Source organism: Actinacidiphila guanduensis, assembly GCF_900103985.1.
GTDB lineage: Bacteria > Actinomycetota > Actinomycetes > Streptomycetales > Streptomycetaceae > Actinacidiphila > Actinacidiphila guanduensis.
Window position 1 is genome coordinate 299545 of record NZ_FNIE01000011.1, and the last position, 21277, is coordinate 320821.

General features: G+C 74.0%; 25 protein-coding genes. 8 read left to right on the top strand and 17 right to left on the bottom strand.

Translation table 11 applies throughout. The annotated features are described in order from the left end of the window. Positions 1-67: 67 nt before the first annotated feature. Positions 68-859, bottom strand: coding sequence for an SDR family NAD(P)-dependent oxidoreductase (locus BLR33_RS24605; RefSeq protein WP_093786756.1), 792 nt, complete (start codon positions 857-859; stop codon positions 68-70). Between the two features lie 85 nt (positions 860-944). Between BLR33_RS24605 and BLR33_RS24610 the strand changes: the two genes are divergently transcribed. After that, positions 945-1796, top strand: coding sequence for a helix-turn-helix transcriptional regulator (locus BLR33_RS24610; RefSeq protein WP_093786757.1), 852 nt, complete (start codon positions 945-947; stop codon positions 1794-1796). A gap of 74 nt (positions 1797-1870) precedes the next feature. Here BLR33_RS24610 and BLR33_RS24615 read toward each other — a convergent pair whose 3' ends face one another. After that, positions 1871-2815, bottom strand: a complete 945-nt coding sequence (locus BLR33_RS24615; RefSeq protein ID WP_093786758.1) for an alpha/beta fold hydrolase — start codon at positions 2813-2815, stop codon at positions 1871-1873. Between the two features lie 216 nt (positions 2816-3031). Here BLR33_RS24615 and BLR33_RS24620 point away from each other — a divergent pair, with 216 nt between their 5' ends. After that, entirely contained in the window at positions 3032-4315 is a 1284-nt protein-coding gene (locus BLR33_RS24620; protein ID WP_218136695.1) for a sensor histidine kinase, read from the top strand. Beyond that, positions 4300-4944: a response regulator gene (locus tag BLR33_RS24625; protein WP_093786759.1), complete on the top strand. Its 645-nt coding sequence runs from the start codon at positions 4300-4302 to the stop codon at positions 4942-4944. Before BLR33_RS24620 ends, BLR33_RS24625 begins: the two co-directional genes overlap by 16 nt. Here BLR33_RS24625 and BLR33_RS24630 read toward each other — a convergent pair. Continuing rightward, positions 4929-5678 (bottom strand): DUF1990 domain-containing protein, encoded by a 750-nt coding sequence (locus BLR33_RS24630; protein ID WP_245771632.1) that lies wholly within the window; start codon positions 5676-5678, stop codon positions 4929-4931. The two genes, BLR33_RS24625 and BLR33_RS24630, sit on opposite strands and share 16 nt — an antisense overlap. Positions 5679-5781: 103 nt before the next feature. On the opposite strand from BLR33_RS24630, the gene BLR33_RS24635 reads away from it, so the two are divergent. Together BLR33_RS24635 and BLR33_RS24640 are read left to right on the top strand one after the other, a co-directional pair. Further along, positions 5782-6006, top strand: coding sequence for a hypothetical protein (locus tag BLR33_RS24635; protein ID WP_093786760.1), 225 nt, complete (start codon positions 5782-5784; stop codon positions 6004-6006). Then, positions 5990-6721, top strand: a complete 732-nt coding sequence (locus tag BLR33_RS24640) for a DUF1990 family protein (RefSeq protein ID WP_093786761.1) — start codon at positions 5990-5992, stop codon at positions 6719-6721. The genes BLR33_RS24635 and BLR33_RS24640 overlap by 17 nt, the downstream gene beginning before the upstream one ends. A 98-nt stretch (positions 6722-6819) precedes the next feature. Here BLR33_RS24640 and BLR33_RS24645 read toward each other — a convergent pair whose 3' ends face one another. The 6 genes from BLR33_RS24645 to BLR33_RS24670 all read right to left on the bottom strand — a co-directional run bounded on the left by BLR33_RS24645 (position 6820) and on the right by BLR33_RS24670 (position 11760). Next, positions 6820-7296: an MSMEG_6728 family protein gene (locus tag BLR33_RS24645; protein ID WP_093786762.1), complete on the bottom strand. Its 477-nt coding sequence runs from the start codon at positions 7294-7296 to the stop codon at positions 6820-6822. Positions 7297-7417: 121 nt separating this feature from the next. Then, the gene (locus tag BLR33_RS24650) at positions 7418-7987 is read right to left on the bottom strand and encodes a TetR/AcrR family transcriptional regulator (protein ID WP_093786763.1); all 570 of its coding nucleotides are present in this window, start codon (positions 7985-7987) and stop codon (positions 7418-7420) included. Between the two features lie 87 nt (positions 7988-8074). Next, a complete protein-coding gene (locus BLR33_RS24655; protein ID WP_093786822.1) occupies positions 8075-8734 on the bottom strand; it encodes an NADPH-dependent F420 reductase in 660 nt (219 codons plus the stop codon). A 27-nt stretch (positions 8735-8761) separates the two neighbouring features. Continuing rightward, a complete protein-coding gene (locus BLR33_RS24660; RefSeq protein ID WP_093786764.1) occupies positions 8762-9697 on the bottom strand; it encodes an SDR family oxidoreductase in 936 nt (311 codons plus the stop codon). Between the two features lie 111 nt (positions 9698-9808). Further along, a complete protein-coding gene (locus tag BLR33_RS24665; RefSeq protein ID WP_093786765.1) occupies positions 9809-10432 on the bottom strand; it encodes an NADPH-dependent F420 reductase in 624 nt (207 codons plus the stop codon). A 194-nt stretch (positions 10433-10626) separates the two neighbouring features. Beyond that, entirely contained in the window at positions 10627-11760 is a 1134-nt protein-coding gene (locus BLR33_RS24670) for an FAD-dependent oxidoreductase (RefSeq protein ID WP_093786766.1), read from the bottom strand. Positions 11761-11907: 147 nt separating this feature from the next. Between BLR33_RS24670 and BLR33_RS24675 the strand changes: the two genes are divergently transcribed. Beyond that, positions 11908-12672: a TetR/AcrR family transcriptional regulator gene (locus BLR33_RS24675; RefSeq protein WP_093786823.1), complete on the top strand. Its 765-nt coding sequence runs from the start codon at positions 11908-11910 to the stop codon at positions 12670-12672. Between the two features lie 136 nt (positions 12673-12808). Beyond that, positions 12809-13696, top strand: a complete 888-nt coding sequence (locus BLR33_RS24680; protein WP_093786767.1) for a LysR family transcriptional regulator — start codon at positions 12809-12811, stop codon at positions 13694-13696. 37 nt (positions 13697-13733) lie between these two features. Here the strand turns inward: BLR33_RS24680 and BLR33_RS24685 are convergent, their stop codons facing one another. Together BLR33_RS24685 and BLR33_RS24695 are read right to left on the bottom strand one after the other, a co-directional pair. After that, positions 13734-14501 (bottom strand): SDR family oxidoreductase, encoded by a 768-nt coding sequence (locus BLR33_RS24685; protein ID WP_093786768.1) that lies wholly within the window; start codon positions 14499-14501, stop codon positions 13734-13736. Positions 14502-15076: 575 nt separating this feature from the next. Further along, entirely contained in the window at positions 15077-15988 is a 912-nt protein-coding gene (locus BLR33_RS24695) for an alpha/beta fold hydrolase (protein ID WP_093786770.1), read from the bottom strand. A gap of 319 nt (positions 15989-16307) precedes the next feature. On the opposite strand from BLR33_RS24695, the gene BLR33_RS24700 reads away from it, so the two are divergent. Then, on the top strand, positions 16308-16898 hold the full coding sequence (locus BLR33_RS24700) for a TetR/AcrR family transcriptional regulator (protein WP_093786771.1): 591 nt from the start codon (positions 16308-16310) through the stop codon (positions 16896-16898). 108 nt (positions 16899-17006) lie between these two features. Here the strand turns inward: BLR33_RS24700 and BLR33_RS24705 are convergent, their stop codons facing one another. The 6 genes from BLR33_RS24705 to BLR33_RS24730 form a co-directional block, all read right to left on the bottom strand. Beyond that, complete coding sequence (locus BLR33_RS24705; protein ID WP_143031744.1) at positions 17007-17651, bottom strand: LolA-like protein; 645 nt, start codon at positions 17649-17651, stop codon at positions 17007-17009. A gap of 214 nt (positions 17652-17865) precedes the next feature. Beyond that, positions 17866-18156: a hypothetical protein gene (locus BLR33_RS24710; RefSeq protein WP_143031745.1), complete on the bottom strand. Its 291-nt coding sequence runs from the start codon at positions 18154-18156 to the stop codon at positions 17866-17868. 4 nt (positions 18157-18160) lie between these two features. Next, positions 18161-18391, bottom strand: coding sequence for a hypothetical protein (locus BLR33_RS24715; RefSeq protein WP_245771634.1), 231 nt, complete (start codon positions 18389-18391; stop codon positions 18161-18163). Further along, a complete protein-coding gene (locus BLR33_RS24720) occupies positions 18388-18813 on the bottom strand; it encodes a hypothetical protein (protein ID WP_093786774.1) in 426 nt (141 codons plus the stop codon). Before BLR33_RS24720 ends, BLR33_RS24715 begins: the two co-directional genes overlap by 4 nt. A gap of 86 nt (positions 18814-18899) precedes the next feature. Next, entirely contained in the window at positions 18900-20294 is a 1395-nt protein-coding gene (locus BLR33_RS24725) for a sensor histidine kinase (RefSeq protein ID WP_093786775.1), read from the bottom strand. A 60-nt stretch (positions 20295-20354) separates the two neighbouring features. Further along, positions 20355-21086 carry a response regulator transcription factor gene (locus tag BLR33_RS24730; protein ID WP_093786776.1) on the bottom strand — a complete coding sequence of 244 codons (732 nt, stop codon included), beginning with the start codon at positions 21084-21086 and terminating at the stop codon, positions 20355-20357. Positions 21087-21277: the final 191 nt, after the last annotated feature.

The window sequence follows — 21277 nt, forward strand, 5'->3', positions numbered from 1 at the left end:
GAAGCCCGCGACGGGCGGCCGGCGATCGGCGATCCGCGGCTGACGGCTCCCGGCACCGGGCCCCACCTCAGGCGCCCGCGCCTCCGTCCACCGGGACGATCGCTCCCGTCACCATCGAGGCGCGGTCGCTGAGCAGCCACGCCGCCGCCTCGGCGACCTCGCGCGGCTCGGCCATGCGGCCCAGCGGGACCCTCTCTTTGATGCGGTCCACCACGCCCGGGGACGCCGCCTCCCACGCGTCGATCATCTCGGTGGCGGTGCCGCCCGGGGTGATGCCGTTCACACGGATGCCCTGCGGGCCCCAACTCACCGCGGCGGACTCGGTGATGCTGTTGAGCGCGCGCTTCATGGCGCCGTACGCGGGCAGTTCGGGGTTGGCGCGGCGGCTGCCGATGCTGGAGGTGTTGACGATGGCCCCGCCGCCGCCCCGGCGCATGAGCGCGGCCTCGGCGGTCATCGCGGTCCAGTGGCCGCGGAAGTTGACCGCGAACTGCTGGTCGATGGCGTCCTCGCCGGTGGTGTCGAGCGGGCCGGGCTGCTGGATCGCGGCGCCGTTGTTGAAGGCGCCGTCCAGTCGCCCGTGCAGTTCCTCCACCCGGTCGACGGCCGCGCGGATGCTCGCGCTGTCGGCGAGGTCCATCGGCACGGCGTCGGCGGTGCCGCCCTCGGCGCGGACCTCGGCGACGACCTTCGCCAGCGCCTCGGTGCTGCGTGCGGCGAGCACCACCGCGGCGCCCTCGGCGGCGAAGAGCCGGGCGGCGGCCGCGCCGATGCCGCGGCTGGCGCCGGTGATGAGCACGACCTTGCCGGTGAGCAGGCCGAGCGGTGCGGTGCGTGGTGCGTTGCTGTCGTTCGTCATGGCTCCAGCGTCGGGCGGTCCGCGCACCGCAGGCAGGCACAGGCGGTACCAGGATCAGGTGCCGCACGGCGCGCACACTGGGGGTATGGACAAGCAGGAGCTGGGAGCCTTCCTCCGCAGCCGCCGCGAGCGGCTGCGGCCGCAGGACGCCGGCCTCCCCACCGGCCCGCGGCGCCGCACGCCGGGGCTGCGCCGCGAGGAGGTCGCCGTCCTCGCGCACATCTCCACCGAGTACTACGTCCGGCTGGAGCAGGGCCGCGCGCCGCGCCCCTCGGCCGAGGTGCTGGCCGCGATCGCGGCCGCGCTGCGGCTCACGGACGCCGAGTCCGACCACCTCCACGTCCTGGCCGGCACCGCGCCGAGCCGCACCGGGCGGCACCGGCGCGATGTGCGCCCGAGCATCCTCGCGCTCCTGGAGCGGCTGCCGCAGACGGCCGCCTTCGTGACGTCCGCCGCCTTCGAGGTGCTGGCGTGGAACGACCTGGCGGCCGCGCTCATGGAGGACTTCGGCGGGCTCGCCCCGCGCGAGCGCAACCTCGCCCGCCGCGCGTTCCTCGACTCCGGCCCGGACGGCACGCCGCTGTACGGGGTCTCCGACGGGGACGAGTTCCGGCAGCACGTCGTCATGGAGCTGCGCGCCACACTGGCCCGCTACCCGGCCGACCCGGCGGTCTCCGGTCTGGTGGCCGAACTCCGGGACGGCAGCGCGGAGTTCGCCCGCCTGTGGGAGCGCCACGACGTGCACCACATGCCCGTGCTGACGAAGACCTTCCGCCACCCGGCCGTCGGCGAGATCACGGTGGACTGCGACTCCCTCGCGCTCACCGACCGCGACCAGCACCTCGTCCTCTACAGCGCCCCGGCCGGATCGCCGTCCGCCGAGTCCCTGGCCCTGCTCCACGTCCTGGGCACCGAGGCGGCCGACTACCGCCGCTGAGGGGGTCGCCCGTACCGCCGGGCCGAGAGGGCGGGTCCCGGCCGTCCTGCCGACCGGGACCCGGGCCCGGCGGGTCAGTGGACGGTGGCGGCCATCGCCTCGATCTGCGCCTCCACGATGTCGGGCCGGTCGAGCGGGATGTCGTGCGAGCTGCCGGCGGCGGTGACCAGGTGCCTGTTGGGTGCTTCGCTCGCGAACGCGCTCTGGGCCGCCCGCCATGCCTCGGCGTCGGGCGGCGAGGTGGGGAACGGCGTCTGCTCGGAGACGATGACGTCGGCGGGGACGGCGGCCGGCCAGACGGCCTGGTGGTAGGCGCGCTGGTCGGGCACGTAGCCGGCGGCGACGGCGAGCAGCTGGCGCTCGGCCTGGGTGCGGGCCTTCGGGTCCTTCGCCTGGATCTGCTCGACCTCGGGCCGGGTCGCGGCCGCCACGCGGGCGATCTCGGTGTCGGTGCTGAACTGCGGCAGCGCGGCGTCCACGAGGACCGCCCCGGCGAACTGGCCGGGGTGCTGCCCGGTGATGTACGTGGCGATCTCCCCGGCCTCGGAGTGCGAGACGAGGACGACGTGGCGGGTGGCGCCGAGGGCGGTGAGCCCGGCTTCCAGGTCCGAGACTGCGTCCTGCGCCTTCCAGGGGCCGGGCACGGGGTCGCTGGCGCCCATGCCGGCCCGGTCGTAGGTGATGATCTCCGAGCCGGTCCTCGCCGACAGCTCCGGGACGATCTTCTTCCAGTAGGAGGAGTCGAGGCCGCCGCCGGCGTCCAGGACGATCGCCGGCTGGTGGCCGGGGGTGACGTGGAAGGCGAGCCGGTGCCCCTCGTTGGTGATCATGTGCAGGGTGGAGTCGGTGGCCGCGGCCGTGCTGGCGGCGGCCTTGGCCGGGATGCGGGTCGTGGGCTTCGACGCCGGGGAACCGCCGGAGTGCCCGCACCCGGCGAGGACCCCGGTGAGGGCCGCGGCGATCCCGACGGCGATCGCGGTGCGCCGGCCTCGGGGCGGGCGCGGGGTGTTTGCGGTCATGGTGGTCTCCGTTACGTCGTCGGCCGGCGGCCGGCTTGTCGGCTTGTCGGCCTGTCGGGTGGGAATCGCGGGACGCGGGCCCGGGCGGCGTCCGCCCCGGCGTTCCCGTGATCCACCCTGCCGGGGGCGCCGGTGCCGGGCACGGGTGCTGGACCCCCGGTCGGGGTGGGCCTGGCCCCACTGCGCGCAGTGGGGCGGGCCCGCCAGGATGAGGGCATGCCCGTGATCCACACGACCTCGCGCCGCGGCGGCCTGCGAGCGGGGCTGGCGCAGCGGATGGAACTGCTCGGCTGGTCGCTGCTGCTGCTCCTCGCCTCGCTGGCGGCCTTCGCCCTGCTGGTGCTGTGGAGCACCGCGCTGGGCCTGGTCCTGCTCGGGGCCGGGCTGCCCCTGGCGCTGGTGGCCACCGTGGTGGTGCGCTGGTTCGCCGACCGGCACCGCGGCTGGGCGGGCCGGTGGCTGCCGGCGCCGGTCGCCCGCCCGTACCTGCCGCTCCCGCCGGGGAACTGGTTCAGGCGGCTGTGGGTGATCCTGAAGGACCCGGCGACCTGGCGGGACTGGGCCTGGCTGGCGGTCGACTCGGCGGTCGGCTGGTGCACCGCCGGCGGACCGTTCCTGCTCTTCGCGGCCGGGCTGTTCTACCTGCTGTACCCGCTGGTGTTCGCGCTGACGCCGCCGCAGGTGTTCCGCACCCCGCTGGGCCCGCGGTTCCACCTGCACGGCGTCGCCGAGTCCTTCGCCATGGTCCCGCTCGGCCTGCTCCTCCTCGTCCTCTGGTACGTCGGCGCGGTGCCGTTCGCCCGGCTGAACGCACGGCTGGTGCGCCTGCTGCTGGCCCCGACCGAGCAGGCCCGGCTGCGGGCACGGGTCGCGCAGCTGGCGGCTTCGCGGGCGGAGACCGTCGACAGCCAGGCCGGTGAGCTGCGCCGGATCGAACGGGACCTGCACGACGGCGCGCAGGCCCGGCTGGCGTCCCTCGGGATGAGCCTGGGCCTCGCGGAGCAGCTGCTGGCCGACGACCCGCAGGCCGTGGCCCGGCTGCTGGCCGAGGCCCGCGAGTCGACCTCGACCGCGCTGGCCGAGCTGCGCGACCTGGTCCGGGGCATCCATCCGCCGGTGCTGGCCGACCGGGGTCTGGACGGCGCGATCCAGGCGCTGGCGCTGGCCTGCCCGGTGCCGACGACGGTCGGTGTCGACATCCCGGGCCGCCTGCCGGCCGCGGTGGAGTCCGCGGCCTACTTCGCGGTCGCCGAGGCCCTGGCCAACGCGATCAAGCACGCGGGCGCCCACCGCGTCGACATCCGTCTGGAGTACACCGCGCAGGGCACGCTGAGCATCCTGGTCGCCGACGACGGCCGCGGCGGCGCCTCCTTCGAGGCCGGCACCGGCCTGCGGGGCATCGCGCGGCGGCTGGCCGCCTTCGATGGGACCATCGGCATCGACAGCCCGATGGGCGGACCTACGAACGTGAGGATGTCCCTGCCGTGCGCGTGGTCGTAGCCGAGGACCTGGCCCTGCTGCGCGAAGGACTGATCCGGATCCTGCAGGCGTACGGCTTCGAGGTCGTCGAAGCGGTGGACAACGGCCCCTCCCTGCTGCGGGCGCTGGAGACCCACCGCCCGGACGTCTCCGTCATCGACGTGCGGCTCCCCCCGACCCTCACCGACGAGGGGCTGCGCGCGGCGATCGACGCCCGCGCCCGGCACCCGGGTCTGCCGGTGCTGATGCTCTCCCAGTACGTGGAGCAGCTCTACGCCCGGGAGTTGATGTCGGACCGGGCGGGCGCGGTCGGCTATCTCCTCAAGGACCGGGTCTCGGACGTCGGCCGCTTCATCGACACGGTCCGCGGGGTCGCGGCGGGGGCGACGATGATGGACCCCGAGGTCGTCGCGGTCATGCTCGCCCGCCACGAGGAGGACGAGCCGCTGCGGGCCCTGACCCCGCGCGAGCGCGAAGTCCTGGCCCTGATGGCCGAGGGCCGCTCGAACGCGGCCATCGCCTCCCGCCTCTTCGTGTCGGAGAAGGCCGTCAGCAAGCACAGCAACAGCATCTTCACCAAACTCGGCCTCCACCCCTCGGAAGAGGACAACCGCCGCGTCCTGGCCGTCCTCGCCTACCTCCAGGCCTGAACCCCCGCCGCGTGCGGGCGTGGCGCTCTTTCAGGCCGGTCCAGCCGGCGGGTGGAGATGTCGACGCCGGCGACCGGTCGGCCCCCCGACATCGCCGCGGCGGACAGGCAGAACCTGACCCACATGTTGAGCTGGATCTCCTTCGCCAAGCGTAGATGCGAGTACAGAAGGTGCACCAGCCGGTTGCTCGCACACGCCCAGAGCTCGATCTCGAAGACCAGGAGGCCGTCGTCCGTGCGTGCACGGAAGTGCACTTGGCCGGCCTCCATGTGGCCGCTCAGGGTCACCAGGTGCAGACGATCGACGTCCCGGCGAACGACCCTGACGGGTCCGTTCCAGGGTCCGGGCATCTCCACCAGCAGTTCGTCGGAGACATCGAGACCGTGGTCCCCGAGTTCCCCCGTGTGGACGTCCACGACCTCGGAAGGCACGAAATGCTTGAAATCGCGACAGACCCATTCGACGAGGTCGCCCGGGCCGATGTCGGCGTCGGCAATGCGCACGCGAAAAACGCGGTGGAACAGGGGGCCGAAGCCGTCCTGCGCCAGTTGCACCCGGCTGTCGACCGCTTCGGGCGGCAACTGCGGCGGAAGGTCCGCCTCGTCCCCCTGGCACTCGCCGCCACGGTGCAGAGGCGTCGTCTCCCACAGATAGCGCCACGTGACCAGCCCCGTGCCGAGGAGCCACCGGCCCAGCACGGCGAGCGTCCGAGGGCACTGCGGCGCGTCACTCACGGGTCTCCACCGGAGAGGTCATAAGAAACACCATCGACCTGTGTATACCCTGACAAACAGATGCAATGAACCTGATACAGACAAAAAGCCCTGGAGGCTCCCCATGGTGGTACGGCTCCTGCATCGTGCGGGGCTGCGAAGTGCTCATCTGCACCTCGCCTCCCTCGCCACCATCGGCCTGTGCGTGACGCTGTGGGTGCGCGCGAAGACCGTCGACCAGGAGCAGCGGGGAAATGCCGAGCGGCGCGCGCTCTTCGTGGGTCTGTGGCCGCCGACCATGTGGCTGATCGGCGACTCGCTCGAGAGCGCGAGTGACCTCGTTGGGTGACTGGGTCTTCGGACGGGTCGACGCCACGCGGGTCTGGCGGGACCTCGCCGACGCGCGCGTGAACTACTCGGTCGACGAAGTGTCCCGACCCTCGTGGAACATCGATGTCCACCGCGCCCCGCTGCCTGCGGAGCGCCCCGGCCCGCCGGTGCCGGGAGGGCCCTGGGAGCAGGCCTGCCGCCTGGTCCGCGATTACGAGTTCTCACCGCCGGAACTCGTGCGGGCCCTCTACGACCCGGCCGCACCGCTGCTCGGCCGCGACATGCTGCTGGAGGCCCGGTTCCACGGCATGCACTTCTACTGCGGCGTACGCGTCACCGAAGTGGTGGACGAGACCCGCGACGGAACCGACCGCGTGTGGGGATGGGCCTACGAGACCCTGGAGGGCCACCTGGAACGTGGCCAGGTCGCCTACACCGTCGTCAAGCGGCAGGACACCGGCGAGGTGCTGTTCGTGGTCACATGCCATTCGCAGGGCGCCCCGACACTGGATCGGATCACCTTCCTGGGGTGGCGCCTGTTCGGCCGCCGCGTCCAGCTGCGGTTCTACCGCAGATGTGCCGACCGGCTGCGCCTGTTCGTCGAGGCCGCGCTGCGCGGCGAGCGCCCGCTGCCCGGTCCTCGCGCCACAACCGGGCGTCTGGTGTGCGCGCCCTCCGACGCCGGAACGCGCCGCTTCGACGCACTGGCCATCCACCGCGTCGCCCCGGCATGAGGCGCGGGCGGCACCTCGGGCTCACCGGCCACGACGAACGGACGGCCCCTACCGCCACCGGTCACGTCGTCCACATCTGCTGAGCACCCGGCCGTCACTCAGGCCCCCGCGCCTCCCCTGTCGGAGGACGGCCACACATAGGGCAGATCGTCCGGGACGCCGGGGAACAGGGCCGCGTACGTGCCCGGGTCCTTGCGGACGAGGGCGGACTGGTGGCTGCGATGGAAGGCCCCGTCCCCGAGCCACGGCGGGAGCTCCCCCGCGGCGGCGAGGGCGGGCTGCTCGCGCACGTGAGCATCCGGACGTCCTGCGGCGAATCCGGCGATCAATGACGCGGCACAGCTGTCCTGGTGCCCCTGCTCGCGCCAGGCCCGACAGATCTCGAGCCCGTAGCGGACCAGGGCCTCCTCGTATCCGCTCCACATGCGCACGGCCGGGTGCCTGCGCCAGCCGTATCCGGGAACGGTCAGGCCGCGAAGGACCTGAAGGGCCTCGACCCGCTGCTTGCCCAAGCGGCGCCGGTCCAGGAGCAGGGCGGAGCGCCGGAAGTCGGCCTCGGGCAGGAATGTCTGCATGGTCGCGTCCTGGAGCGGGGGCGGGAGTTCAGGATGACTGTTCCCCAGCGTCCCCTCCCCCTGTGCGGGCGAGCCTGTGCGGCGTCGGCCGAACGCGTGACAGCGCAGCCGCCGCGTGGGGCTACTCGGGGAAGCCGGTGTGCTGGTGGGTGGGGAGGATGGCCGTGGCGATCACGTCGAAGAGGTGGTCGGCGCGTGGGGCCAGGGACGGCTGGTCGTAGAGCCAGGCGAGGGCCGCGACCAGGGCGAACAGGTCGGTGCCGTCGACGGTGGGGCGGGCCACGCCCGTGGCGTGGGCGCGGTCGAGGAGGCGTGCGCCGATGTCGTGCAGCGCCACGCAGGAGTCGTGCAGTGCCGACCCGGTGTCCTCCAGCGCGGCCGTGAACAGCGCCGAAACGCCCCGGTACTCGTGGTTGAGCGCGACACAGCCGCGCAGCCACGTCAGGAGGGCGTCCTCGGGCGTGCTCGACACCTCGAGGTCCGCCGCCTTGGCCGTCAGCTCGTCGACGTCCGCGCGGAGCAGCGCCTCGATCAGCGCCTCCCGCGTGGGGAAGTGCCGGTAGAGGGTGCCGAGCCCGACGTCCGCCCTGCGGGCGACATCGCGCAGGGAGGCGTCGGCACCCTGCTCGCTCACGACGTCGCGCGCGACGGTGAGCAGGCGGTCGTAGTTCTTCTGCGCGTCGGCTCGCATGGGTCTCCCGGCTTGGCAGGTTGGGCAGCGCTGTGCGGATGCCGCGCGCCGATCCACCTAGCTTAGGGACCGCGGTGCGGGCGCGGATCAGCGTGTCGCCGCAGCCAGCGCCGCACGGATGGCGTCCTCGCCCGCCGGCCGGCCGTCCTCCTCGGAGTACGGCCCGTACGGCGTCCCCCACACCGGCGTGCCCGTCGCCTGCCGCCAGCTGCCGGCCAGCGACCCCGCGTCCACCACGCCGTATCCGACGGATCCGATGAAGCCGGATACAGCGGCCTTTGCCGGCCCGGAGTCGCCCGCGATCGGCAGGCAGGAGCGGTCAGCTGCTCCGGCCGGGCGGGCAAGAGCCAGCAGGTGCTGGTAGTAGATGGTGTTGAACGCCTTCACCACCACGGCGTCCGGCAGGTACCGCTGCAGCAGTTCGCTCGACGTGAGCCGCCCCTCGTCGAGTTCGCGGATGTGCCCGTCGCGCTCGGGGCCGTAGTTGCACGTGTCGATGACGGTCCGGCCGGCCAGCGCCGCGGCGGGCAGGTCGGGGAAGGCGCTCACCGGCACCGCGACCAAGGCGATGCCGCCGGCTGCCGCGGCCTGGCCGCTCGGCGCCGCGGAGGCCCGCGGCCCGAGTTCCGCGACGGTGTCCGCGAGCGTGTGCGGCCCGCGGGAGTTGCTGAGGACCACGTGGTGCCCGGCCCCGACGGCGAGCCGCGCGAGGGCGGTGCCGATCTGCCCGCTTCCGACGAATCCCACGGTCGTCATGTGTGCTGCGTCCTTCCGTCAGCCGGCGGGGAAGTAGTGGCCGTTGTCGAGGTCGGCGAGCAGGCCGGGCCGGCCGGGCTCCCAGCCGAGGCTCCGGCGGGTGATGAGGTTGGACGCCGGATAGCTCTGCGTGACGATGTTCGCGAGGAACCCGTAGTATCCCGGCACCATCAGCTCGTCCAGGGGGATGCTCACCGCGGGCAGCCCGAGGCGGCCAGCGATCGCCTCGGCGATGTCGCGGAGCGGGATCGCCCCGTCCGCGACCGCGTGCCAGTACCTGCCGGCCGGGCCCTTCTCCAGCGCCAGGCGGAACAGGGCGGCGGCGTCGCGGGCGTGCACGGCGTTCCACAGGTTCGCGCCGTCCCCGGGATAGCCGGCGAACCCTTTCTCCTTGGCGAGCGCGATCAGTGTGGGAAGGAAGCCGGCGCGGTCGGTCGTGCTGTGGGCGATGTTCGCGATCCGCACGACCGACGAGCGCACCCCCCGCTCGGCGAGGCCGATGACGGCGGCTTCCACGGTGTTGCGGACCCGGAGGGTGCCTTTGTGCTCCTCGCCGACGGGCAGGGCCGGGTCCTCCTCGGTGGCCGGCCGGCCCAGCTGCCCGGGTGAGCCGATGCTGCCGGCCGCGACCAGCGGCTTCCCGGTGCCGGCGAGCGCCTCGCCGTAGGCGAGCATGATCGGTGTCTCGGCGGCCGCCACGGCGTCCATCCCGCCGGCCGGCAGCAGGTCCTGCCGGTGCGCGACGTGGACGACGCCGTCGGAGTCGGCGGCCGCCTCCTTGAGGCCGTCGAGGTCCCGCAGGTCGCCGCGCCGCACCTTGGCGCCGAGCGCGGACAGCGCCGCCGCGGCGGACTCGGAGCGGGCCAGGCCGGTGACCTCGTGCCCGGCGGCGACGAGTTCCGGGATGATGTACGAACCGGTGTGGCCGGTCCCACCAGTGACGAAAACGCGCATGTTTGTCGTTCCTTGGGTGATCGGGCGGAAGGAGCGGGCAGGGAGGCCGGGCTGCTCGACACGGCGGGCGGCGAAGCCCGCCGGTGCTCGGTCGAGGACTCAGTCGAGGAGTCAGTCGAGGACGGTGAGCCCGAGCGCGATGTCGAAGCTCCCCGCGCCGTTCCGGGCCAGGCCCATCAGCAGCGGCCCGGCCCCTTCGAGCCAGCGGGCCGCCGCCAGGCCGCCGGCGTCGAGCGGCCGCAGCCCGAGGCTCTCGATGAACGCCGACACCTCGGCCTTGGCCTGCGCGTCGTCCCCGGCGAAGAACACGTCCAGTGGACGCCCCTTGGCCAGGACGTGCCCGAAGACGGTGTTGAACGCCTTCACGACACGCGCGCCGGCCGGGAGCGCCTTGGCGATCTCCTGGGCGCCGAAGGTGCCATCAGGAGTGACCAGCCCGGTGGCGTCGCTGGTGAAGGTGTTGGAGATGTCGATGACGACCTTGCCGGCCAGGGCGTCCCCGTATTCCGTGACGACCTCCACGGCGCTCGCGTACGGCACCGCGAGCACGACGATGTCGCCCGCCGGGGCCGCGCCGAACGTTCCCGCGGTGGCCCCGCCGCCGAGCGCGGCGGCCAGGCTCTTCGCCTTGGCCTCGTCACGGCCGATGACCTCGACGGTGTTGCCGCCCGCGACCGCGCGCGTGGCGATGGCGCGGGCCATGCCGCCCACACCGATGAAGCTGACGCTGCTCATGGATGTGTCCTCACTGTGCTGAAAAGAGAAGGCCCCGGGTCCCTCGGGCCGTGACCGCAGGCCGGACACGGCACGTCATTGACGACCGACGTCCACAGCCCGGACGGGTGCACCGGATTAAACGGAGCACTGACCCGAATATACGGTGCAGTGCTCCGGATAGCAAGTGAGGACGTGAACAGGGTTCCGCGGACCTACGCCGGCCCGGGGCGCTGCGGGTCCGGGACGAAGGCGGGGAGCGCGGCGAGGCTGCGGCGCACCGCCTCGGCGCCGTACGCGAACATCTGCCGCTCGTAGCCGCCGACCGCGTCGACGAGGTCCCGACGGCCGCCCGCGGCCTCGATCAGGCCGCGGCGCAGCAGGTCGGCGTCGCGCAGGGCGGTGTTCGCGCCGTTCCCGCCGGTCGGGGAGGTGGCATGGGCGGCGTCCCCGAGCAGCGTGACGGGGCCGGGGGCCCACCGCTCACTCGGCTCGACCACCCGGATGGACAGCAGGGCGCTGTTGTCCGGGTCGGCCTGCTCGATCAGGGCCCGCAGCTGCGGGTGCCAGCCCTCCATCCTGGAGAGCACGGCGTCCTGCGCGGTCGGGTCCCCCGCCGAGCCGTCCGGCGGGAGGATCATGGCCCAGCGCACGTAGTCGCCGATGTCGGGCAGCGCGACCTCGGGTGCCAGCTGTTCGGCGGCCTGCTTCGGCGGGGTGGGAAAGCGCATCGCGCCGAGCATCAGGCTGACCCCGTCGCCCGCGATCTTCGAGCCGTAGGCCCTGGACAGGGCGGCGAACTCCTCGGTCAGCGGGGTGCGGCCGATGACGAACCGGACACCGGTGTCGGTCGGGACGGTCAGCGGCGAGAGCACCCCGCGGACCGCGGAGGCGACACCGTCCGCGCCGACGAGCAGATCGGCGGTGGCCGGGCCGCGGCGGGCGAAGCGGGCCCGGGCCCGGCCGTCGTCCAGCACGTCGTAGCCGGTCAGCGCGGCATCGGTGTGGACGTTCAGGCCGGTCAGCAGCAGGTGCCGCAGCACCTGCCGGTCGACCACGACGCCGGTCCGGCCCGCGCCGAGCCTGCCGACCTCGTTCAACTGCGGGTCGAGGACCATTTGCTCGGCCGAGGCGTGCATGACGATCTCGTCCAGCAGCGCATGCCAGCGCGCCGGCAGGCAGGCGCGCACCGCCTGGAAGCCGATCGGGTCCAGCACGAGCCGGTAGCCCTGGAACCGGGCGGTGATGCCCGGGTCGCGCTCGTACACGTCGGCCTCGATCCCGGCGCCGCGCAGACCCTGCGCGAGCGCCAGACCTCCGAGACCGGCTCCGACCACGGAAACCCGCATCACACACCTCCTGGACAGAGATCCGCGGCCCCACCCGGGCAGTCGGGCGGGGCATGCGCGGACCGCAGCGTGAACGAACTTAGTTCGTCCTTCACGATCTAAGTTCTAGGAGGCGAACTTAGTTCGTGTCAAGCTATAGTGAGCGGCATGCCGTCCGATCCCCGACAACGCCGAGCAGCCCGCCACGCCCAGCCCGCCGGTGGGCCCGCGGCGCCGCCACCGCGCAAGGAGCCGATCACGGTCGACCGGATCACCGACGCCGCCCTGCAGGTCGTGGCCACCGAGGGGTACGACGCGCTGACCATCCGGCGGGTCGCCGCGGTGCTCGGCACCGGGCCGTCGTCGCTGTACGCGCACATCGTCAACAAGGAGGACCTCGACGATCTGCTGGTCGGCCGGATCTGCTCCGAGGTCGTGCTGCCCGAACCGGACCCGGCCGCGTGGCGCGAGCAGATCCGCGACGTGTACGGGCAGATCCGCGACCAGTACCTGAAGTACCCCGGGGTCTCCCGTGCCGCGCTGGCCGCGGTCCCCACCAACCTCGCCACGCTGCGGGTCAGGGAGGGGCTGCTGGCGATCCTGCTCGCGGGTGGGATCGCGCCGCAGCGGGCCGCCTGGGCGCTCGACGCCCTGTCCCTCTACGTCAGCGCCTACGCCCTGGAGCAGTCGCTGGTCCGGCAGCGGCGCAAGCACCCGGACCAGGAGTGGGTCCTCGGGCGCGAGGAGTTGATCGGCCGGTTCACCGCGCTGCCGGCCGCCACGTTCCCGCAGACGCGGCGCCATGCCGCCGAGTTGACCTCGGGCACGGGACACGACCGGTTCGACTTCACCCTCGGGCTGATCACCGGCAGCCTCGTCGCGGACGGCCGCACCTCGCAGAGCCGCACCGCGGACAGTCGCTCATCGACGTAGACCTCATGGCCGGGCTCCGGCACCTCCGCTCCTGCGACGGGCAGCCGATCAACGTCACGCCGGGTGGCAGACTCGGCCGGGGCGGGGGCCGGGCACCGCACCCGCCGACCGCCCGGGAGAAGGAGTGGAGGAACCCATGAGCCTTCGGCAGTTCGAGTACGCCCTTGCCGTTGCCGAGCGGGGCTCGGTGACCGCGGCGGCGGAGGCGCTGCACGTCGCCCAGCCCTCGGTGTCGCAGCAGATCCGCGCCCTGGAGCGGGAACTCGGCGTGGAGTTGTTCGCCCGCACGCCGACCGGTCTGGTGCCCACCGTGGTGGGCCGCGCGTTCCTGCGGGAGGCCGAGGTCGCGGTGAACGCGTCCCGGCGGGCGCGGGCGACGGCGCGGGCCGGAGCCGGCGAGTTGGCGGGCGAGTTGGTGGTCGCCGCCCAAATGGGCTTCGGTACACGGCAGTTGCCGGGCGCCCTGGGTACATTGAGGCGCCGCTTCCCCCGGCTGGAGGTCACCGTCTTCGAGGAACCCAGCTCCGCCGAACTCGAACGGCTGTGCCGCCGGGGCGTGTTGGACCTCGCGCTCATGGCCGCGTGCGAGCGGACACCCGGCAACGCCCACCGCCTCGGCGGCGAGGAGTTCGTCGTGGTGCTGGGCGCCGGGCACCCGATGCTCGCCGCCGACCGTGTCGATCTGCGCGGCCTGGAACGGGAGTTGTGGGTGCGGTTCGACCGCGACAGCGCGCTCGACGCCGTCCTGGCCGCCGTGCTGCGGGACAACGCGCTGGCCCCCGCCACGGTCGCCCGCGTCTCCCAGACCGCGACGGCCGTCCGCTGGGCGGCCCACGGCCTGGGGGTGACCCTCGTCCCGCGTTCCGCCGTGCCCGAGGGGTACGAGCACCTCGTACGGCCGGTGGCGCCGGCCGTCTCCCAGCCGGTCATCGCCGTGGTCCGGCCGGCCCCGGGCCCGGCGGAAACGGCCCTGCTGGAACTCCTCGCGCAGGCGGAATGGTCCGAACGCGCGCCCGCGTACTGATCGCCGCGAGGAATTCCGGCGCCCGGGAATTCCCCGGTCAGCCCCGGGGGAATTCGCCGCCGTCCACAAAGAGGTTGCTCCCCGTCAGCCAGCTCGCCCGTTCGGAGGCGAGAAAGAGCACCGCGTCGGCGATGTCGTCGGGCCGGCCGTCGCGGCCCAGCGGGGTGGTGGTGCCGGGGCCGGGCGACGGGTCCAGCCGCGCCCACTGCTCGCGGGTCGCCTCGCCGCCGGGGGTTTCGACCCGGCCTGGGCTCACCGTGTTGACGCGGACGCCCGCGGGGGCCAGCTCCGCGGCCAGTCCCCGGCTGTAGTTCTCCAGCGCCGCTTTCGCCGCCTCATAGTGCAGGAACTGGGGAATGGCCGCGGGCACGGCGGCCGAGGAGACGTGCACGATCGCCCCCGAACGCCGCTCCCGCATGCCGGGCGCCAGCAGCGCGTCCAGGCGTACGGCGGCAAGGAAGTTGAGTTCGAGCGCGTCCTGCCACTCGTCCTCGGGGATGGCCAGCGCGCCCTTGTGCGGCCGCGCCCCACCCGCGTTGTGGACCAGCACGTCCACCCCGCCGAGCGCTTCCCGCGCGGCGTCGGCAATCGCCCGCGCCCCTTCCTGCGTACGCACGTCGGCCGCGACGAACGCGGCTCCCTCCGGCACGGTGCCCGTCTGCGACCTCGCCGTGGTCAGCACCTGGGCCCCCGCCTCCAGAAGCCGGCGCACAACAGCCGCCCCGATCCCCCGCGTCCCGCCCGTCACAAGGGCGCGCTTCCCTTCGAACTCGCCCTTGCCGAATTCGTTTCCGCTCGCGGCCATTTCGACCCTTTCCTTCACGTGTCCGTCCACCCGACACAATTGACGCCCCCGATTACCGCAAAGGGCACCGCATCGAGCCGTTTCACGGTAGGACGGGGAAAGAGCGGAAAGCAAAGACGAAAAAAGAGCGGTCCCTATAGGAGACGCCTATGCCCGATGTGCGGGAAAGCAGGCCGGTGCGCGCAGCGGAGAAGAGCGAAGCGCGCGACGATTCCGGCACCCGCCGGGCTGGCGCTACGGAGCGACCAGGCCGAGATCCGAGTGCCCGAGCACGACGACAGCCGCCCAAACGGCAACCACCAGTACAAGGGCCATCCCGCCGGCCAGGAGACACCCCAGCCCCGCTCCGACCCCCTGCCCCGACCGACGGGACCTCCGCCACACCGCCCCGGCGCACACCAGCGCGGCCACTGCTCCCACGACGCCCATGGGCCCCCGCCCCCCTGCCTGCCGGGCACTCCGACGCACCAGCAGCATCCCCCACCCGCCACACGCTCGCATGAGCACGCGTACTCAACCCCGCGGCCGCGCAAGGCCCCGGGCCCCGGGCGGGTGGCCGGGCGGCTTGGGTGGTTTCAGTCGGCCGTGGCGAAGGCGGTCAGCGCGGTGGCGACGGCTTCGGGCTGCTCGTCGGGGATGAAGTGGCCGGCGTCGGGGACCGTGATGCCCGTGGTGTGCTCGGACCATGGGCTCAGGGAGGCCGCCATGTCCGGGATGGAGCCGTGGCTGCTGGAGATTCCGAGGACGGGCACGGCCAGGCGGCGCCCGTCGAGGGCCTGGTGGTTCCTGCGGGCCGACTCGGCCGCGTCCCGGTAGTAGGCGAGGGATGCGCGCAGGCCGCCGTCCGCGGCGAGGGCCGCCGCGTAGTGGTCGATGTCGGCGTCGTCGAAAGCGTCGGGCGCCAGCGCCTTCGTCTTCAGGAACCAGCCCGCGTACGCGCGTTCGCGGCCGGCGAGGAGGGTCTCGGGCAGATCGGGCACGAGGTGGAACGCGAAGTGCCAGGTCTTCCAGGCCCGGGCCGGGTCGGTGGGGATCGACTCCGGGAGGGTGATGCCGGGGATCCCGGCGTCGAGCAGGGCGACCCCGCGCAGGTCGCTCCCGTGGCCGAGGGCGAGGGAGAAGGCGACCCAGGCGCCGATGTCGTGGGCGGCCAGCCAGTACGCCGGCACGCCGAGCGCCTGCACGGCGGCGTGGACGTGGTCGGCCACCGTGTGGGTGTCGTAGCTGCCCTCCGGACGCTCGGAGTGGCCCTGGCCCGGCAGGTCGACCGCGATGACACGGAAGTTGCCTGCGAGGCGGGGCATGACCTCCCGCCAGGCCCACCAGGTCTGCGGGAACCCCGCGAGCAGGACGACCGCGGGTCCGTCCGCCCGGCCTCCTTCGACGGCGTGCAGGCGGACGCCCTCCGCGTCGACCCAGCGGTGGGCGAACCCGGCCAGGTCGCGCAGGGGCAGGTCGGGGACGGGGTTGTGTGCGGTGACGCTCATGGGGGTCCTCCATCGGGCTGCCGGGATCGCGTCCGGTGCCCCTGCCGCAGGGGCCGCGGAACGGGCTCCCCCGAGGCCGTGATGGGCCCCTCGCACCGTCCGGCCATGCGCAGCCTCGGCCACGCGGGGCCCCGGTCACGATCAGGTCCGGAGGCTAGCACATCTTGGACCGATCAGTTCAAGATAGGATGACGAGCGGCACCGATCAGCACACACAGCACCAGAAGCCCGGCACCCCCACACCCCGATGCGCCGACACCGACGCCCCGGACACCCCGACACCCCAGCGCACCCACACCCCCCGGCAAGGAGCGCCCCCGTGGCAGGCAGGAAGCAGTTCGACATGGAGACCGCGCTCGACGCCGCGATGGTCCAGTTCTGGCGCGCGGGTTACGCCGACACCTCGCTGGACGACCTTTCCCGGGCAACCGGCCTGAACCGCAGCTCGATCTACTCCTCGCTCGGCGACAAGGACACGCTGTTCCTGCGCTGCCTGGACCGCTACGCCGCCCGCTACGGCGCCAAATACGACGCGGCCCTGTCACGCGCGGGCGCCGACCCCCTCGCGGCGGTGCGCGCGTTCTTCGACGTCACCCTCCAGCGCATCGCCGACCCCGAACTGCCCGACGGGTGCCTGATCGCCCAGTCCGTCATGGCGATTCCCGTCCTCAGCCCGGCCGTCGCGGCACACGCCATGCAGGCGTTCGGCTTCCAGCGGCTGCGCCTGCGTGCCGCGCTCAAGGCGGGCCGCTTGCCCGACGAGGACGCCGAGGCCTTCGCCGTCCACGCGGCGGCCGTCAACCAGTCGCTCGCCGTCCTGAGCAGAGCCGGGGCGAGCCCGGCCCAGCTCAGGACCGTGGTGGACGTGACCATCGACGCCCTCGCACACGCGCTGCCCCCACGCGGCTAGGGTCCGTTGCGAAAGTGGATCTTGTTCGTTCTCGCCGTCCGCCATCAAGCAGCAGTGCTGGCCGCAGCCCTCAACGAGCGGCTGTGACCGGCACCTTCACAACAGACCCTAGGTCGTCGGTGTGCTCGTCGTCGCCTTGTCGCGCATCTCGACGACGTCCGATGCGTGCGGGATGCGAATGACGCGGGTGCCGCCGAAGCTCTGGAAGTCGAGGGTGTTCCGCTGCTGGCCGTCGTCCCAGACGTACCGCACCGGATAACCGTCGCGGCCCACCCACAGGTCCGCCTGCGCGGTGGCGGGCACCTGCTTCAGCGCTACGACGCGCGGGTCAGCCGCGACGGTCGCGCGATAGTGGACCGTCGGCTTGCCGTCGACCGTCTCCCGCCCGATCAGCGCGACCCGGCCCGCCGCCGCGGGCACCCCCAGCGCGTCGATCGGGCTTCGCTCACCCGCCTTGTCCATGGCGTCGGTGAGATCGCTCCCATCGGCGGCCGCCTCCGAGTACCGCAGCCAGTGCCTTCCCTTGAGAGCTCCACGCGTCACGGGGTCGATCGACGCGTACAGGTTTCCGCCCGTCGAGCGCATCTCCATGCGGTCCGAGTGGTTCAGGCTCTGAAAACCCAGGTCCGCCGGGGGGACCATGACGTCGAAGCCCCGTCCCGTCCTCCCCCAGACCTGCCAGCCCGCCATCGTGACCGTCCGACCGTCCCGGCGCTGGGTCTCCACCAGCCGGCTGGAACTCTTGGTGTCCATCCGGGCCACCACCGCGGCGACCGTCCTCGACGCCGCCGTGTCCGCAGTCGCCGCCCTGGTACCCGGTGTGACGCGGGACTCGGTCCGCGGGTGGTGTGTGCCACACCCCGCGGCGACGAGCACTGCTGTCAAAACTCCCGCGCAACGGGCAGCCGTTGACGGCCTCATCACGTTCCTCCCCACCCCTCGTCGCACCCCCTCCGGCGCGAACGCCTCACTGTAGACGGCCGGCGCCGGGCGGGCCGCGGCGCGGGCCCGCGGACGACTCCGCCCCGCTCATGCCAGAGGGCTTGACGGGGCGGAGCCGCGGGATCAGGAGTACGCGCTGCTGCGGGCACTGCTCGAACGCGGCCGGCACCGGCGAGGCCGGGGGTAGCCGGCGACTGGCGGCGGCGACCCGTTCGTCCAGTCGTTCGCCGGTGACGGCGGCCCCTGCCGGGGCGGAGTCGTGCAGCAGCCGGGCGACGCCGGCGACCATCCAGCGCGCCCGGTCCTGGAACGGCACGGCCCTACTTGTCGCCGGCCGCGTCGGAGTCCGCGGTCGCCACGGCGGACTCCGCGCCGTCCACGAGCTGCTGCATGTGGGCGAGTTCGGAAGCGGAGGGCGCCGACGGGTTCGGCGCGCCGCCCGTTCCCGAGGAGCCGGCCGCGCGGGCGTGGCTGCCGCAGCCGGCCAGCAGCAGGGCCGCGGACAGGACGAGGGCGGCGGCCGGCAGGGCGGCGCCGGACCGGCGGGTCACGACGCGGCCGCCGTCTTGGCCGCCGCCCCTTGCGTGCCGCACCAGTCGCGCACCGCGTCGAGGTCGGTGCTGCGCTGCTGGAGGGTCGTCACCAGCGAGGTGCGGAAGGCGAGCTTGTCGCCGAGGTACGTGGCCACCGCCGAGTCACCCCGCTTCTTGGCCGCGTCGACCCGCTTCTGCAGACGGGCGATCGAGCCGCGCTCGCTCGCGGGGCCGTGCAGCCGGTTCAGGGCGCGGTCGATGCGGCGGTCGATGCCGGGCACGCGCTTGCAGAGCCGCAGGGCCGGGTCGCCCTTGGGGCTCGCGGTGGCCGTCGCCGGCGCCGGGGTGGCGGTCGCGGTGTCGGCGGCCGCCGTGCCCGCCGCTCCGAGGACCGCGGCCAGGGTCGCGGTCGCCGCGACCGCGCTGCGCATCCTGTGCATGCTGGTGCTCCTTCCGTGCGTCGGGCCCGCCGTCCGGGCCCGACGAGCAGGCTAGGAACCGTCTTTGTGGAAACCTTGTGGCCCGTTCACACGGCCGGGACGCGCGGCAGCCGCAGCACGAACTCGGTCCCGCCGCCCGGCGCCGGGGCGTGCCGGACCTCGCCGCGGTGGAGTGCCGCCTGCTGGGCGACCAGCGCCAGGCCGAGCCCCGAACCGGGGCTGTCCGTACGGCGGTTGAAGCGCGCGAAGACAGGCGCACCGGGCGGGATGCCCGGCCCGCGGTCGGCGACGCGTATCTCGACGGCCGAGGCGCCGGCGCGCAGGGCCACCCGGATGTCGGCGGTGCCGTCCGGACCGGTGCCGTGGACGGCCGCGTTGGCCAGGAGGTTGTCCACGGCCGAGCGCAGGCCCTGCGGCCAGCCGTGGACGGTGCCGCCGGGGCCCAGGTCGAGGGTGAGGCGGGCGGTGGGGTGGGTGCGGCGCAGGTCGGCGGCGGCCGCGTCGAGGAGTTCGGCGAGGTCGACGGTGGCGAAGGACTCGGGCCCCGCGAGGTCGCCGTCGGCCAGGGCCCGCAGCATGACGAGCAGCCCGAGCAGGCGTTCGTGCTCGCCGCGCAGGTCGGCGACGATCTCGGCCTGCTCGGCGGGGCCGGGCGCGGGGGTGCCGTCCAGGACGTCGAGGTTGATCCGCATGCTCATCAGCGGGGTGCGCAGTTCGTGGGAGGCGCTGGCGGCGAACGTGCGGGCGGCGGCGAGGGCTTCGGCGGTGCGGGCGGCCTGCTCGTCGTAGCGGGCCAGGACGGTCCGCAGGGTGCCGGCCAGGTCGTCGACCTCGGGGACACCGGTCGGCACATGGTCCAGCCGGGCGGTGCTGGTCCTGGGGTCGATGCCGGCGGTCGCCCGCTGCAGGAGCAGGAGCGGGCGGGCCAGGCGGGTGGCGGCGGCCCAGGCCGCGAGCCCGGCGACGGGCGCGGTGACGGCGGCGACGGCCAGCACCCTGCGGCGGGTGCGGGCGATCTGGCCGCTGCCGGGCTCCTCGGGCGCGAACAGCCACAAGGTGCCCGCGGCCGGCGGGCGCACCACCGCGATGGGCTCGGCCAGCACCCGCCAACTGCCGCTGCCGGCCCGCACGGTGACGGGTTGCGCGGCGGCGGCCGGCGCGGGCAGCGGGACGGAGGAGGCGGGCTGGGGACCGCCGGAGTAGGTGCCGCCCGGCCCGGTCACGCGGATGCCGATGTCCAGGCCGGCGCTGAGCAGCCGCCGCTGCCGGGCCTCCTCGACGGAGGCGGGCCGGTCGCCGGCCATGGCCCGCAGCAGCGCGCGGGCGTCGGTGCGCACGGCCGCGGCCCGCTGCCGCAGGTGCGCGTCGGCCTGCGCGTGGGCGTCGCGGGTGACCAGCCGCACCAGCACCCACCCGGAACCGAGCACCAGCAGCGGCACCACCACGCCCACCGCCAGCGCGATCCTCGTCGACAGCCTCATGTCCGCGCTCCTCCTGCCGTACGGCGGTGCCGTGGCGCCGTCGCACCGCGGGCCGCCGCGCTACGCGGGATCGTCCGGGGTGGCGGGGCGGAGGACGAAGCCTATGCCGCGGACCGTGTGGAGGATGCGGGGCCGGCCGTCGGCTTCGAGCTTGCGGCGCAGGTAGCTGACGAAGGTGTCGACGGCGTCGGTGCGCACGGCGAAGTCGTAGCCCCAGACCCGGTCGAGCAGCTGGTCGCGGGTGAGGACCAGGCCGTTGTTGCGGGCCAGGACCTCCAGCAGGTCGAACTCGCGCCGGGTGAGGTCGAGCGGGGCGCCGTCGCGGGTGGCGGTTCGGGCGGCGGGGTCGAGGACGAGGCCGCAGGCGCGGACGGTGTCGTCGGGGCGCGGCGGCCGGCGGCGCAGCAGCGCGTGCAGCCGCAGCACCAGCTCCTCGAGGGCGAACGGCTTGACGAGGTAATCGTCGGCACCGGCCTGGAGCCCCGCGACGCGATCGGCGACCTCGTCCCGCGCGGACAGGACGAGGACGGGCAGGTCGCTGCCGCCCGCCCGAAGGGTCCGGCAGACCTCGATGCCGCTGGTGCCGGGCATGGCGACGTCGAGCACGAGCACGTCGGGCGGCACGCGGCCGAGCAGGTCGAGGGCGCCGGCGCCGTCCACGGCCTCGGCCACCGCGAAGCCGCGCAGCCGCAGTGCGCGGCCCAGCGAGCGCAGGATCGCCGCGTCGTCGTCGACCACCAGGACCCGCCCGGCACTCCCGCCGCCCTTGTACGGCCCGTCCTCGCCGCCCATGCCCGCACCCACTTCCGCTCACCGGCAGCGGCCATGGTCGCACCGAACCGGCCGCACCGGCGCCGGGGTGCCGTCCTGTCCTTCGCCGAACGGGGCGCGGCCGGCGGTTTCGTGAGCAGGAGCGGGCAGACCGGGCTCCGGGCTCCGGGCTCCGGGCTCCGGGCTCCGGGCTCCGGGCTCCGGGCTCCGGG

Excerpts from the sequence above, each read along its gene's own strand:
- BLR33_RS24720 (WP_093786774.1), bottom strand. The coding sequence starts at position 18,813 with ATGCACAGGATGCGCAGCGCGGTCGCGGCGACCGCGACCCTGGCCGCG.
- BLR33_RS24620 (WP_218136695.1), top strand. The coding sequence starts at position 3,032 with ATGCCCGTGATCCACACGACCTCGCGCCGCGGCGGCCTGCGAGCGGGG.
- BLR33_RS24675 (WP_093786823.1), top strand. The coding sequence starts at position 11,908 with ATGCCGTCCGATCCCCGACAACGCCGAGCAGCCCGCCACGCCCAGCCC.
- BLR33_RS24725 (WP_093786775.1), bottom strand. The coding sequence starts at position 20,294 with ATGAGGCTGTCGACGAGGATCGCGCTGGCGGTGGGCGTGGTGGTGCCG.
- BLR33_RS24680 (WP_093786767.1), top strand. The coding sequence starts at position 12,809 with ATGAGCCTTCGGCAGTTCGAGTACGCCCTTGCCGTTGCCGAGCGGGGC.
- BLR33_RS24670 (WP_093786766.1), bottom strand. The coding sequence starts at position 11,760 with ATGCGGGTTTCCGTGGTCGGAGCCGGTCTCGGAGGTCTGGCGCTCGCG.
- BLR33_RS24650 (WP_093786763.1), bottom strand. The coding sequence starts at position 7,987 with ATGCGAGCCGACGCGCAGAAGAACTACGACCGCCTGCTCACCGTCGCG.
- BLR33_RS24695 (WP_093786770.1), bottom strand. The coding sequence starts at position 15,988 with ATGAGCGTCACCGCACACAACCCCGTCCCCGACCTGCCCCTGCGCGAC.
- BLR33_RS24665 (WP_093786765.1), bottom strand. The coding sequence starts at position 10,432 with ATGAGCAGCGTCAGCTTCATCGGTGTGGGCGGCATGGCCCGCGCCATC.
- BLR33_RS24605 (WP_093786756.1), bottom strand. The coding sequence starts at position 859 with ATGACGAACGACAGCAACGCACCACGCACCGCACCGCTCGGCCTGCTC.
- BLR33_RS24730 (WP_093786776.1), bottom strand. The coding sequence starts at position 21,086 with ATGGGCGGCGAGGACGGGCCGTACAAGGGCGGCGGGAGTGCCGGGCGG.
- BLR33_RS24685 (WP_093786768.1), bottom strand. The coding sequence starts at position 14,501 with ATGGCCGCGAGCGGAAACGAATTCGGCAAGGGCGAGTTCGAAGGGAAG.
- BLR33_RS24615 (WP_093786758.1), bottom strand. The coding sequence starts at position 2,815 with ATGACCGCAAACACCCCGCGCCCGCCCCGAGGCCGGCGCACCGCGATC.
- BLR33_RS24660 (WP_093786764.1), bottom strand. The coding sequence starts at position 9,697 with ATGCGCGTTTTCGTCACTGGTGGGACCGGCCACACCGGTTCGTACATC.
- BLR33_RS24635 (WP_093786760.1), top strand. The coding sequence starts at position 5,782 with ATGGTGGTACGGCTCCTGCATCGTGCGGGGCTGCGAAGTGCTCATCTG.
- BLR33_RS24705 (WP_143031744.1), bottom strand. The coding sequence starts at position 17,651 with ATGGACACCAAGAGTTCCAGCCGGCTGGTGGAGACCCAGCGCCGGGAC.
- BLR33_RS24645 (WP_093786762.1), bottom strand. The coding sequence starts at position 7,296 with ATGCAGACATTCCTGCCCGAGGCCGACTTCCGGCGCTCCGCCCTGCTC.
- BLR33_RS24610 (WP_093786757.1), top strand. The coding sequence starts at position 945 with ATGGACAAGCAGGAGCTGGGAGCCTTCCTCCGCAGCCGCCGCGAGCGG.